This window comes from Microbacterium sp. LjRoot205 (assembly GCF_056175745.1).
The window spans coordinates 300,902-313,293 of the sequence record NZ_JBGFFH010000003.1 but is presented as its reverse complement, the minus strand read 5'-3'; the positions used below and the strand labels follow the sequence as shown (position 1 = coordinate 313,293).

Genomic DNA, 12,392 nt, shown 5'->3' with positions numbered 1-12,392 from the left:
ATGATAGGGTCGACGCTACGAAACGGGGAACAGCGCCGTCACCCCCGAAAGTAGGTAGTCGTGACCACATCGACCCGGATGGAATCAGAGACCGAGCTCGTCGCCAGAGCAGTGCGCGAGCTCGCTCAGCGCACCCGGTTCCCGGTCGCCTTCGGTGGGCTCATCGACGAGGGTGTCGTCAGCGTGACCAGCATCGTCGGAAACCGCACCCGCAGTCTCGACGGGCTGCGAGTGAGACCCGAGCGCGGCCTCGGAGGGCGGGCGATGATGGAACTGCGCCCCCGCATGACCAGCGACTACGGATCCTCCCAGCAGATCACCCATGACTACGACGTGTTCGTGCTCGGCGAAGGACTGCGGACCCTGCTCGCTCTGCCCATCGTCGTGAGCGGTCGCCCTCGAGGCATCCTCTATGCGGGAGCCTGGGACAGGACACCCGTCGGAGGCGTGACGACCGCTCCGGCGATGCAGGTCGCGCAGTCCGTGGCTGAGGAGCTCCGCGTCCGCGACGAGGTGGAGCGACGACTTCGTTCGGTGGCACCGGCATCCGATTCCGTCGCGCCGCGTCATCGCGAAGAGCTGCGCGAGAGCTTCGCCGAGCTTCGCAGCATCGCGGCGTCCGTCGATGACGCCGAACTGCGCGCGCGAATCGCGCAGGTGGAACAGCGTCTCGTGATGCTCGCCGAGGATGCTGTCCCGCCGGGGACCGGACCGATCTCGACCGTTCATCTCTCCCGTCGGGAGACCGATGTGCTCGCGTGCGCGGCCCTCGGGGCGACGAATGCGGAGATCGCCGGTCAGTTGGGCCTCCGCGAGGGCACGGTCAAGGCCTACCTCGGCACGGCCATGTCGAAGCTCGACGCGTCGACCCGCCACGCTGCTGTGGCCAAGGCGCGCCGCGCCGGGCTGCTCCCCTGAGCCGCCGGCACGCGCGGCATCAGGGCTGCACAGGCGCTGCCCAGCGCTGACGGCTATCGTGGACACCGGTCGGTGAACCCCGGCCCCGGACGAGGCAGACCAGTACCCGGTGAGCGAAAAGACTGGTCCGAAAGGACCGTCATGTCGTGGATCGTGCTGATCGTCTCCGGTGTTCTCGAGGCCGTGTGGGCGACTGCCCTGGGCAAATCCGAGGGACTCACCAAGCTCTGGCCGAGCATCATCTTCGCGGGTGGTCTGATCCTCTCGATGATCGGACTCGCATTCGCGATGCGTGATATCGCGACCGGAACCGCATATGCCGTATGGGTCGGAATCGGTGTGACACTCACCGTCGTCTGGGCGATGGTCACGGGTGACAGCGAGGTCTCCTGGGTGCGCATCCTGTTGCTTCTCGGACTCGTCGGATGCATCGTCGGATTGAAATTGATCGACCCCGGTCACGAGTAATATCCTCAGGCTCGTCAATTCGGAGTATTGTCATTTCCATGGCAAGAAGAATTGTGCACCAGCTGGTAGACGACATCGACGGAAGCGTTCTGGATGTCGGTGAAGGCGAGACCGTGCATTTCTCGCTGAATGGAACCTCGTACGAAATCGATCTGAATACCGCTCACGCAGAAGAATTGCGCGCGGCACTCGAGCCGTATATCTCGGCAGGGCGTCGGGCCGGCTCCGCCGTGTCGGCGCGATCGGCGGCACCTCGCAAGCGTGCCGGCCGCAATCCGGAGGTCGCCGCGATCAGGGCGTGGGCCAACGACAACGGCTACACGCTCTCAGAGCGGGGACGAATTCCTGCTCCGGTCGTCGAGGCGTACAACGCCGCGCACTGACTCACTCGGAGGTCGCGACTCCGGGTTGGGCCCACGGCTCATCCCGGAGCGTGATCTCCTTCGCCATGTCCGACAGGAATCGGATGACGACGTCACGCTCGTCCGCCGTCAACCGCGCCGCTGAGTAGAAGCGCTTGGCCTGCTGACGACCCACCGTCTCCATCGCCGCCTGTCGCGTCTCCGGAGTGATGGTGATCGCCAGAGCACGCCGGTCGGTCGGATGCGGTGCGCGCCGGATGTGGCCGCCCTTCTCCAGGCGGTCGAGCAGCTTGGTCGTCGACGCCGTCGAGATGCCGAGGTGGGTGGCGATGCCCCCAGGAGTGGCCGTCGCACCGCGGTTCGCGCAGACGATCAGATAATGCAGCGCTCGCATGTCCGTGTCGTTGAGGCGCATGTAGCGGCGCGAGGCGAGCGACAGCTTCTGCTCAGCGTCCCTGAGCTCGCCGAGTGCTCCCATCACCAGCGCGATCTGGCGCAGGTCCTCCGGTGCGACTCCCGACCGGTCGATCAGGGTGCTCCGCGGATCCGCGGACTCGACGTCGTAGATCGCCGCGTGCGCGACGCCGTCCGGCGAGCCCGCCTCCTGTCGAGAGAGGACGTCGGACGCGCCGCTTCCGCGGGGGGTGGCGTCGGGTCCGTCGTGCATGACATCATGCTACACACGAATGTTTCATGTTATGTTGATTATTAGCTAAGCTAGCGAAAATCGAGGAGGTTCCCCCGTTGGATGAGGTCACCCTCCTTTCTGCAGACGGAGTCGCGATCGGCACCAGTGCGAAAGACACGGTCCACACGACCGATACCCCTCTTCACCTGGCCTTCTCCTGCCACGTCTTCGATCGTGAGGGGCGTCTTCTGGTGACGCGACGAGCGCTCGCGAAGCGCACATGGCCCGGCGTCTGGACCAACAGCTTCTGCGGTCACCCACGCCCCGGCGAAGACATGACCGACGCCGTGCATCGACGCGCACAGGACGAACTCGGGCTCCGCCTCACCGACGTCTCCCTGGTGCTGCCCGACTACCGCTACCGGGCCGTCGACGCGAGCGGAATCGTCGAGAACGAGATCTGCCCCGTCCATGTGGCCATCGCAGACGGCCCCCTCTCCCCTGACCCCGACGAGGTCGCCGAGTGGGCATGGGTCGACCCGGCGGAGTTCGCCGACTCCGTGATCGGCGCTCCCTTCGCCTTCAGCCCCTGGCTCGTCGAGCAGCTCCCCCAGCTCCGCGACCTCGGGGTGGTGTGACCATGACCGTGACCGTGACGCAGGCCGCGCCGCGAGAGGACCTGAGCCCTCGAGTCGAAGAGATGCTCCGCCAGCGCTTCGCCCTGCACTGCGAGAACGCAGAGGCGTATGGAACCGAGTTCGCTGCGCTCTGGCGCGCGACCGCAGACCATGCACTCGGCGGCAAGCTCGTTCGCCCGAGGCTGCTGCTCGACATCCATCGCGCACTCGTCCCGTCCGCCGACGACAGCGCGACGGTGGCCGCCGTCGACATCGCGACGCACATCGAGCTGCTGCACTACGCCTTCCTGCTGCACGACGATGTCATCGACGGAGACCTGACCCGCCGCAAGCGACCGAACCTGATCGGAGAGCTCGCGGCGAGCACGCCGGCCACCTCCGAGGAGGACTCGCTGCACTGGGCAAGATCCAGCGCGATCCTGATGGGCGATCTGATGCTCTCGGCCACGATCATGGGTTTCGCCCGGGCAGAGGTCTCGGCGCACGCACGACGACGCCTGCTCGATCTCGTCGAGCAGACCATCCTCGAGACGGTGGCCGGCGAGCACACCGACGTGGCGCTGAGCCACGGGATCATCGCGTCGGACGTCGACACCGTCCTCACCATGAGCGTCTACAAGACGGCGACCTACTCGTTCTCACTGCCTCTGAGAGCAGCGGCGCTCCTCGCCGACTCCTCCGATTCGGCCGAAGCGACGCTGCAGTCCGTGGGCCGCCACCTGGGTCTCGCATATCAGCTGCAGGACGACCTGCTCTGTGTCTTCGGAGACCACCGCACACATGGCAAGGATGCGTTCTCCGATCTGCGGGAGGGCAAGGAGACGGCCCTCATCGCCTTCGCCCGATCGACGGGCACCTGGGAGCGCATCGCGCCCCGATTCGGTTCCGCGGATCTGAGCCTCCAGGACGCCACCGCGATGCGCGACCTGCTGCGCGAATGCGGAGCCGAGCGATTCGTCGTCGGCCTCATCGGAGATCAGCTCGACGCGGTCTACGCGCTGTTGTCAGAGGCGGAGCTCGCCGGCGAGATCAGCTCGGATGCCGCGCGGTCGATTCTGGTCTCCGCGTCTCGCCTCGAAGGACGACAGGCATGAACCCGACCCCTCACGACGCGTCGGGTGCGAGTCTGGGACGGTTCAACCGCGCCGCCGACACAGCATCCACCGAGGTCATCCGCACATACTCGACGTCGTTCGGGCTGGCGACCCGACTGCTCGGGGAGAGACATCGCCAGCATGTGCGCAACATCTACGCCATGGTTCGCATCGCCGACGAGATCGTCGACGGCGTCGCCGCGCAGGCAGGACTCGACGAGTCCGCGCAGACCGGCGCGCTCGCGTCTTATGTGGCCGAGACCCACCGGGCGATGGATGTCGGATACAGCACGGACCTCGTGCTGCACGCCTTCGCGCGCACGGCGAGGGAGTGCGGGATCGGCGAGGATCTCACGCAGCCGTTCTTCGACTCGATGGCCGCAGACATCGCGGGCGACACCGGCTTCACCGCCTACGACGCGGCGGCGCACGAGCGCTATGTCTACGGCTCGGCCGAGGTGGTCGGACTGATGTGCCTGCGGGTGTTCCTGCGAGAAGACACGCGCACCACCGGCGAACTCGAGACCCTGACCCACGGAGCACGACAGCTCGGCGCCGCGTTCCAGAACGTCAACTTCCTCCGTGACCTCGYCGACGACACCGAGCGCCTCCAGCGCGGCTATCTCGGCGACGGCGGCCGCCTCACCGATGCCGACCGCGACGACTGGGTTCGCACCATCACGGCGCAGCTCGACGATGCGGCACGCTCGATCCCCTTGCTGCCCAAAGACGCTCGCGCCGCCGTGCGCAGCGCCCACGCGCTGTTCGCCGCCCTGACGAGACGCGTCGCGAAGACTCCGGCCTCGAGCCTCTACGAGCGCCGGGTGCGCGTGCCGGATCCGATCAAGGCGCTGCTGGCCACGCGGTCCGTGCTCGTGACGGCGCTGGAGCGGAACCGATGAGCCGGGTCGCGGTGATCGGCGCGGGAGTCGCCGGTCTCGCTGTCGCAGGACTGCTCGCCCGCGACGGTCACGACGTGACCGTCTATGAGAAGAACAGCCGCGTCGGTGGTCGCGCGGGCACCATAGAGCGCGACGGCTTCCGGTTCGACTCCGGGCCGTCGTGGTACCTCATGCCCGAGGTGTTCGACCACTTCTTCGAGATGATGGGCACCTCGACGCAGGATCAGCTCGACCTGACGCTCCTCGATCCCGGGTACCGCGTCTTCCAGGCACCGGAATCGGACGGGCACCCATCGCCCTCCGTCACCGTGCCCTTCGGGCGCGCGGCGGTATCTCGTCTGTTCGAGTCCCGCGAGCCCGGCTCGGCGCAGGCGCTCGACGCGTATCTCGACTCGGCGCACGACGCGCGCGTCATGGCCGAACGCTACTTCCTCTACAACCCGTTCACGCGGCTGCGCACGCTGATGACGCCGGAGGTGCTGCGAGCCCTTCCTCGTCTCTTCACCCTTCTGGGCACGCGCCTGCAGTCGTTCGCCGCTCGGCGCTTCCGAGACCCGGTGATCCGTCAACTGCTCGGATACCCCGCGGTGTTCCTCGGCACCGATCCCCGCACCGCCCCGGCGATGTACCACCTCATGAGCGCTCTCGATCTCGACGAGGGCGTCAGCTATCCGCAGGGCGGGTTCTGGCGCGTCGTCGAGCGCATCGCGGAGCTGGCCGAGGCGGCGGGCGCCAGGATCGTGCTGGATGCCGACGTCACGGCGATCAGCACCGGCATCCGGTCGGGCGCACCCACTGTGACGGGTGTCGAGTGGCGCGACTCCGACGGAGTCGCGCACACGGCAGACGCCGACATCGTCGTCTCCGGCGCCGATCTGCATCACACCGAGACGGCGCTGCTCCCACCGCACCTTCGCACGTACCCCGATTCGTGGTGGCAGCGGCGCACCAGCGGACCAGGTGCCGTGCTCGTGATGCTCGGCGTCCGCGGCTCTCTGCCCGAGCTGCCGCACCACTCGCTGTTCTTCACCGAAGACTGGGATGCCAACTTCGACGCCATCTTCGGCGATGCGCCCGAGATCCCCTCCCCCGCCTCGACGTACGTCTGCCGTCCGAGCGCCACCGACAGCACCGTCGCCCCCGAAGGGCACGAGAACCTCTTCGTGCTGGTGCCGATCCCTGCCGACACCGCATTGGGCGCGGGCGGCTCCGACGGCGGCGGATCTGCGGCGATAGAGCGGGCAGCGGATGCCGCGATCGACCAGATCTCGCGCTGGGCCGGCATCGACGACCTGCGCGAGCGCATCGTGGTGCGTGAGACGAAAGGTCCCGCAGACTTCCTCGAGGACTACAACTCGTGGCGCGGCGGGATGCTGGGACCGGCGCACATCCTCTCCCAGAGCGCGATGTTCCGCGCTCAGAACGAGTCGCGCCAGGTGACGGGGCTGTACTACTCGGGCGCCACGACCGCACCGGGGGTCGGCGTGCCGATGTGCCTGATCAGCGCCGAGATCGTTCTCAAGCGGATCCGCGGCGACCACTCCAGTGGACCTCTCGACGTCTCGGCCACCGCTGAGTCTGCGAGCGGAACCGCGTGATGGGCTTCGTATATCCGGTGGTCCTGCTCGCCACCCTCGGATGCATGCTGCTGCTCGATCGGAGATTCCGGCTCTTCTTCTGGCGCGACGCCGTCTCCGCGTCCGTCGTCACGGCCGTCGGGCTCGCGTTCTTCCTCGTCTGGGACGTCGCGGGCATCGCCGGAGGGATCTTCTTCCGTGGCGAGTCGGCCATCGCGACAGGGATCGTCCTCGCCCCCGAGCTCCCGATCGAGGAGCCGGTCTTCCTTCTCTTCCTGGTCGTGTGCACGATGATCGTCTACACCGGCGCCGTGCGCATCCTGACGAGACTGACCCGACGCCCGAGCGAGGTCGCACAGTGACCTACCTCGAGCTCTCCGCGTGGTTCGTCGGCGCCGCGGTGGTGGCGGCCATCGTGCTGTCCGTCGTCTCGGGCCGGCATCGCGCCCACCTCGGCGCCGTGGCCGTGACCGTCGTCGTGCTCTTCATCCTCACCGCCGTGTTCGACACGGTGATGATCGCGACGGGCCTGTTCCACTACTCCGCCGATCATCTGCTCGGCGTGCACATCGGTCTCGCGCCTCTCGAGGACTTCGCCTATCCGCTCGCCGGGGCGGTGCTGCTGCCGACTCTGTGGGCGGCGCTGCGCGCCCGTCGACGCGCTCGTGACGACGTCAGAACCGCCGACGAGGATCCCTCATGACCTCGTCGGCCCGCGGATCCGTCGGTCGCGACATCGCGCAGATCGTCCTGTCATCCCGTCCGATCAGCTGGATCAACACGGCATTCCCCTTCGCGGCCGCATACCTTCTCAGCACCCGCGAGATCGACCTCACGCTGATCATCGGCACGCTGTACTTCCTGGTGCCCTACAACCTGGCGATGTACGGCATCAACGACGTGTTCGACTACGCGTCCGACCTCGCCAACCCGCGCAAGGGCGGGATCGAAGGCGCGCTGCTCTCCCCCCGCATCCACCGGGCCACACTGTGGGCGGCGGTCGTGACGAACATCCCGTTCCTCGTCTACCTCGTGGTGGTCGGAAACCCCGCGTCCTGGTTCTGGCTGGCGATCAGCGTGTTCGCCGTGATCGCCTACTCCGCGCCGGGGCTCCGGTTCAAGGAGCGGGCATTCCTCGATTCGACGACCTCGAGCCTGCACTTCGTGACCCCGGCGATCGTGGGTCTCGCCCTGGCCGAGGCATCGGCCACGCCCACGGCGGTCATCGTGCTCATCGCGTTCTTCCTGTGGGGCATGGCGGCACACGCCTTCGGCGCGGTGCAGGACATCGCACCCGACCGCGAAGGCGGGATCGGCTCGATCGCGACCGTGATCGGAGCCCGTGCGACGGTGCGGCTGTCGATCGCGCTCTGGGCGCTGGCCGGCGTCGCGATGCTGTTCACCTCGTGGCCGGGTCCGCTGGGCGCTGCGCTCGCGCTGCCGTACATCGTGAACGCCGCGCCCTGGTGGAACGTCACCGACGAGACCTCCGCGGGCACCAACCGCGCCTGGCGGCGTTTCATCTTCCTCAACTACTTCGCCGGGTTCCTCGCGACGATGATCCTCATCCTCGCCTGGGTCTCCTGACGCCCCATCCCTGTTCCCCGCCCTGCACCTTCCGAGAGGAACCCGATGTCCCGCCCTGAGAACGCGCCCAACCCGCCGACCCGAGTGCGCACGCGGCGACACTCCTGGGCGCGCATCCTCATCCCCGTCGCCCTGATCCTGGTGTGGCTGGTCGGGGCGGGGCTCGGCGGCCCGCTGTTCGGCAAGGTCGATGAGGTCTCGTCGAACGATCAGACGAGCTATCTGCCCGAATCCGCTGATGCCACCCAGGTGCAGAAGCTCCTCGGCGAATTCAACGACAGCGACGCCATTCCTGCGATCGCCGTCTTCGTGTCCGATGACGAGCTCTCGGAGTCGGATCTGCAGACCATCTCGGATGCCGTCGCCGACGCCCCCTCGGTGGAGGGTGTGAGCGAGGATGTCTCCCCCGCTCTGACGTCCGAAGACGGCAAGGCGGTGCAGGCGTTCATCCCCATCGAGGGCGACGCGGAGCTCGCCGATGCGATCGACGCGCTCGGCGCTCAGCTGCGGGAAGCCGCTCCTGGCGGCGTCACCGTCTACATCACGGGTCCCGCGGGCTTCAGCGCAGACCTCGTCGCCGGGTTCGCCGGCATCGACGGACTGCTGCTGGGCGTCGCCCTTCTCGCGGTGCTCGTCATCCTGGTGCTGGTCTACCGCTCGTTCCTGCTGCCGATCGTCGTGCTCTCGACCAGCCTGTTCGCGCTCTGCGTGGCATTGCTCGTCGTCTGGTGGCTGGCCAAGTTCGAGGTGCTGCTGCTCAGCGGACAGACCCAGGGCATCCTGTTCATCCTGGTGATCGGAGCGGCGACCGACTACGCCCTGCTCTTCGTGGCGCGGTTCCGTGAAGAGCTCCGCGTCGTTCAGGACAAGGGAACAGCCGTGCTGGCTGCGTGGAAGGGCTCTTTCGAGCCGATCGTCGCCTCCGGCGGCACCGTGATCGCCGGCCTTCTGTGCCTGCTGCTCAGCGACCTCAAGTCCAACAGCACTCTCGGGCCGGTGGCCGCGATCGGCATCGTGTTCGCGATGCTCGCAGCGCTCACTCTGCTTCCTGCGCTGCTGCTGCTGTTCGGCCGCGCGGTGTTCTGGCCCCGGCGTCCGAAGTTCGAGCCCGAGGTCGTCGCCGAAGAGCACGGCATGCGCAAGACCGGGCTGTGGGCGCGCCTGGCCGGCATGATCACCAAGAGCCCCCGCGCGATCTGGATCGTCACGACTCTCGTGCTGCTCGCCGGCGCCTCCGGCGTGCTGCAGCTCAACGCCGTCGGCGTGCCGGCATCCGACCTCGTGCTCGGCGCCTCGGAGGCCCGCGACGGACAGGTGGCCCTCGGCGAGCACTTCCCCGGCGGCTCCGGCAGCCCGGTCTACGTGGTCGTCGCAGAGGACAGGCTGCAGGATGCCGCCGACGTGCTGCTCGCCGACGACGGCATCGACGGCGTCTCGGTGACGGCGGCCGATTCGCCGAGCGGTGCGGCGACGGTCAACGAAGACGGACTCGTCGCGGTCGGCCCTCCAGGTACCCCCGTGCCCGAGCCGACGGTGGTGGATGGCGAGGTGCTGCTGCAGGGCACCTTGACCGACGCGGCGGACTCCGATGCTGCTGCTGCCACGGTGCGCGAGCTCCGCGTCGAGTTGCACGAGCTCGACGCACTCGTGGGCGGTGTGACGGCGACGGCGATCGACACGAACGACGCGTCGATCCATGACCGCAACCTGATCATCCCCGTGGTCCTCGTCGTCATCATGCTCATCCTCATGCTGCTGCTGCGCTCGATCCTCGCCCCGGTGCTGCTGATCATCACCACCGTGCTGTCGTTCGGCACAGCCATGGGCGTCTCGGCGCTGATGTTCAACGGCGTCTTCGGCTTCCCCGGCGCCGACCCTGCCGTGCCGCTGTACGGGTTCGTGTTCCTGGTCGCACTGGGGATCGACTACAACATCTTCCTGATGACCAGAGTGCGCGAGGAGTCTCTCGAGCACGGCACTCGCGAGGGAGTCCTCCGCGGGCTCTCGATCACGGGAGGCGTGATCACCTCCGCCGGTCTCGTGCTCGCTGCGACCTTCGCCGCACTCTCGGTGATCCCGATCCTGTTCCTGGCACAGCTCGCGTTCATCGTGGCGTTCGGCGTGCTGCTCGACACGTTCGTGGTGCGCTCGCTGCTCGTACCTGCGCTCGCCTACGACCTGGGTCGAGTGATCTGGTGGCCGTCGAAGCTGTGGCGGAGCGGTCGCGACTGAGGGGTGCCCTCGACTGGATTCGAACCAGCGACCTGCCCTTTAGGAGAGGGCTGCTCTATCCTGCTGAGCTACGAGGGCGAGGATTCCATTCTAGAGGAACCCTCGCCCCCGCCTCCCGCTCACGCCGCGAGGGCGAGGTACGGCTCCCACCTCGGGTCGCTCCGCTCGGTGCCACGCACCGTCCACGCGGTTCCGTGAGGAGGACGCGGCGCGAAGCGCAGCTCCCAGCGCATCTCCTGCGGAGTGCGGTCGCTCTTGGTGTTGTTGCAGCGCAGGCAGCAGGCGACGAGGTTCTCCCATGAGTCGGCTCCGCCCCGCGAGCGCGGCATGACGTGGTCGATGGTCGACGCCGCCTTGCCGCAGTAGCCGCAGCGGTGATTGTCGCGGCGCAGGACGCCCCGCCTCGTCACCGGCACCCGTCTGCTGGCGGGAATGCGCACGTAACGCGAGAGGACGATGACGGCGGGGCGGTCGTAGACGCCATGGCTGCCCCAGACGGGGTCGTCTTCCACGCGTTCGATCACGGTGGCCTTGTCATTCATGACCAGGACCAGGGCTCTCTTGAACGACACGATCGCGAGCGGTTCGTATCCTGCGTTCAGTACAAGTGTGCGCATCGTCATCCTCTCGATCCGCCGGGACGGCTTCCCGGCACTCTCGACTCACACGAAGCCGCACGGAGCGGAGGCGTTCGCAGGGATGAAAAAAGGCGCTGTCTACAGACAGCGCCTCATTCGCACGGCAACGCCGTGGTGTCCCTGCGGACGATGCAGAAGGACGTGACGACCGAGGTCATCCATGGTTCGGATGCTCGATATTCGCTCCATCAGCTTCTCCCGCCTATGCGACAACGGGTTCAGGCTAACCCATCAGGAGAGCACGAGGGCGAAACTGCGGGTGAACTCCCGGAGGCGTGTCCGCGAGCAGGAGAGGTGAGTGGCTCGATCAGCCCGCGTTGGCGCCGAGCCAGGCGATGGGCTCCATGAGCCCGCCGTTGACCCAGACCTCGAAGTGCAGGTGGTTGGCCGTCGAACGCCCGGTGCTGCCGACGAAGCCGATCAGCTGACCGGCGGCGACGGTCTGTCCGGCCTGGACCTGGCGCGAGCCGTAGATCATGTGGCCGTACGTGGTCTGCACACGCTGGCCGCCCACGACGCTGTCGAGCATGACGGCGACGCCGTATCCGCCGATGCTCTCCGCCGAGGCGCGCACGACGCCGGCAGCGGCGGCGTAGATCGGCGTTCCGGCCGGAGCCAGCATGTCGGCACCCTGGTGCGCACCGCCGACTGTGCGGCTGACGTTGTACGAACCCTGCGGAAGCGGATAGCGGACCTCGCCGGAACCCGGCGAGACCAGCGCGTAGTTGCCGATGTCGAAGCTCGACGAGGACGAGGCGGTGACGGCCTTGGCGGCGGCCGCAGCACGGGCCGCGGCGGCTTCCTCCGCCTTCTTCTTCTCGATCTCACCCGGAGTCGTGGCGGTGAAGGTGCCGCGACTGAGTGGTGCGGCCGTGGCGTCGGAGGCGACGACCAGAGACTGGGCGTCGACGGCAGCCATCTGCTGCACCGTCGTCGCCGCCTCGGCGGGCTTCGTGGCAGCGTAAGCGGGAAGAGCGACAGCAGCGACGAGAGCACCGACGGCCCCGAAGATGGCGATCGAACGCAAGGGCTTGACGACCTTGCGGGCGTCGACGCGGCTGCGGGAGCTGCGAGCGACTGCTCGATCTTCAGTTGTCTTCATGGGCGATTCGATGTCTTTGGCCAAAACTTGATCCTCCAGCGCCTGCGCGCTCGGGTAGCGCTGGCTCGTCGGCACTCTGCTCTCGTGGCACGAATGTAGCTCGGGTACGTTGTGCGGTCTGACCGGGAGGTCGACGAGCCTGGAAGGCGAGTCCTCTCGGGTGTCATCAGCGGGCTTCTTCGACGACCTGTCCGAGGTTACCGGAAGATAACGATTCTGTCACCCCACGAACCTGGCAATCCTCGG

General features: G+C 67.4%; 14 protein-coding genes, 1 tRNA gene and 1 riboswitch. Of the genes, 11 read left to right on the top strand and 4 right to left on the bottom strand.

Annotated features, from left to right (window positions below):
* Nucleotides 1-60 precede the first annotated feature (60 nt).
* The 3 genes from AC04ME_RS09560 (at nucleotide 61) to AC04ME_RS09550 (ending at nucleotide 1,769) form a co-directional block, all read left to right on the top strand.
* On the top strand, nucleotides 61-918 hold the full coding sequence (locus tag AC04ME_RS09560; RefSeq protein WP_042539851.1) for a LuxR C-terminal-related transcriptional regulator: 858 nt from the start codon (nucleotides 61-63) through the stop codon (nucleotides 916-918).
* A 64-nt stretch (nucleotides 919-982) separates the two neighbouring features.
* Nucleotides 983-1,049, top strand: a riboswitch (guanidine-III (ykkC-III) riboswitch).
* Nucleotides 1,050-1,059: 10 nt separating this feature from the next.
* Nucleotides 1,060-1,386, top strand: coding sequence for a DMT family transporter (locus AC04ME_RS09555; RefSeq protein WP_042539849.1), 327 nt, complete (start codon nucleotides 1,060-1,062; stop codon nucleotides 1,384-1,386).
* 38 nt (nucleotides 1,387-1,424) lie between these two features.
* Nucleotides 1,425-1,769 (top strand): histone-like nucleoid-structuring protein Lsr2, encoded by a 345-nt coding sequence (locus tag AC04ME_RS09550; protein ID WP_042539847.1) that lies wholly within the window; start codon nucleotides 1,425-1,427, stop codon nucleotides 1,767-1,769.
* A 1-nt stretch (nucleotide 1,770) separates the two neighbouring features.
* On the opposite strand, the gene AC04ME_RS09545 is transcribed toward AC04ME_RS09550, so the two are convergent.
* Complete coding sequence (locus AC04ME_RS09545; RefSeq protein ID WP_079113264.1) at nucleotides 1,771-2,415, bottom strand: MarR family winged helix-turn-helix transcriptional regulator; 645 nt, start codon at nucleotides 2,413-2,415, stop codon at nucleotides 1,771-1,773.
* A 77-nt stretch (nucleotides 2,416-2,492) separates the two neighbouring features.
* Between AC04ME_RS09545 and idi the strand changes: the two genes are divergently transcribed.
* From idi to AC04ME_RS09505, 8 genes are read left to right on the top strand one after another with little or no spacing between them, the layout of a single operon-like run.
* Entirely contained in the window at nucleotides 2,493-3,014 is a 522-nt protein-coding gene (idi, locus tag AC04ME_RS09540; protein ID WP_079113265.1) for an isopentenyl-diphosphate Delta-isomerase, read from the top strand.
* A gap of 2 nt (nucleotides 3,015-3,016) precedes the next feature.
* The gene (locus AC04ME_RS09535) at nucleotides 3,017-4,108 is read left to right on the top strand and encodes a polyprenyl synthetase family protein (RefSeq protein WP_475434715.1); all 1,092 of its coding nucleotides are present in this window, start codon (nucleotides 3,017-3,019) and stop codon (nucleotides 4,106-4,108) included.
* Complete coding sequence (locus AC04ME_RS09530; RefSeq protein ID WP_475434714.1) at nucleotides 4,105-5,010, top strand: phytoene/squalene synthase family protein; 906 nt, start codon at nucleotides 4,105-4,107, stop codon at nucleotides 5,008-5,010. Before AC04ME_RS09535 ends, AC04ME_RS09530 begins: the two co-directional genes overlap by 4 nt.
* Nucleotides 5,007-6,608 (top strand): phytoene desaturase family protein, encoded by a 1,602-nt coding sequence (gene crtI / locus AC04ME_RS09525; protein ID WP_475434713.1) that lies wholly within the window; start codon nucleotides 5,007-5,009, stop codon nucleotides 6,606-6,608. Before AC04ME_RS09530 ends, crtI begins: the two co-directional genes overlap by 4 nt.
* Nucleotides 6,608-6,949 (top strand): lycopene cyclase domain-containing protein, encoded by a 342-nt coding sequence (locus tag AC04ME_RS09520; protein WP_042539838.1) that lies wholly within the window; start codon nucleotides 6,608-6,610, stop codon nucleotides 6,947-6,949. Before crtI ends, AC04ME_RS09520 begins: the two co-directional genes overlap by 1 nt.
* Complete coding sequence (locus AC04ME_RS09515; protein ID WP_056373570.1) at nucleotides 6,946-7,290, top strand: lycopene cyclase domain-containing protein; 345 nt, start codon at nucleotides 6,946-6,948, stop codon at nucleotides 7,288-7,290. The genes AC04ME_RS09520 and AC04ME_RS09515 overlap by 4 nt, the downstream gene beginning before the upstream one ends.
* Complete coding sequence (locus AC04ME_RS09510; protein WP_475434711.1) at nucleotides 7,287-8,174, top strand: prenyltransferase; 888 nt, start codon at nucleotides 7,287-7,289, stop codon at nucleotides 8,172-8,174. Before AC04ME_RS09515 ends, AC04ME_RS09510 begins: the two co-directional genes overlap by 4 nt.
* A gap of 45 nt (nucleotides 8,175-8,219) precedes the next feature.
* Entirely contained in the window at nucleotides 8,220-10,406 is a 2,187-nt protein-coding gene (locus AC04ME_RS09505) for an MMPL family transporter (protein WP_475434709.1), read from the top strand.
* A 4-nt stretch (nucleotides 10,407-10,410) separates the two neighbouring features.
* Here the strand turns inward: AC04ME_RS09505 and AC04ME_RS09500 are convergent.
* From AC04ME_RS09500 to AC04ME_RS09490, 3 genes are all read right to left on the bottom strand, one after another.
* Nucleotides 10,411-10,484, bottom strand: a tRNA-Arg gene (locus AC04ME_RS09500).
* A 41-nt stretch (nucleotides 10,485-10,525) separates the two neighbouring features.
* Entirely contained in the window at nucleotides 10,526-11,023 is a 498-nt protein-coding gene (locus AC04ME_RS09495; protein ID WP_042539885.1) for an HNH endonuclease, read from the bottom strand.
* 328 nt (nucleotides 11,024-11,351) lie between these two features.
* A complete protein-coding gene (locus AC04ME_RS09490) occupies nucleotides 11,352-12,146 on the bottom strand; it encodes a M23 family metallopeptidase (protein WP_042539830.1) in 795 nt (264 codons plus the stop codon).
* Nucleotides 12,147-12,392: the final 246 nt, after the last annotated feature.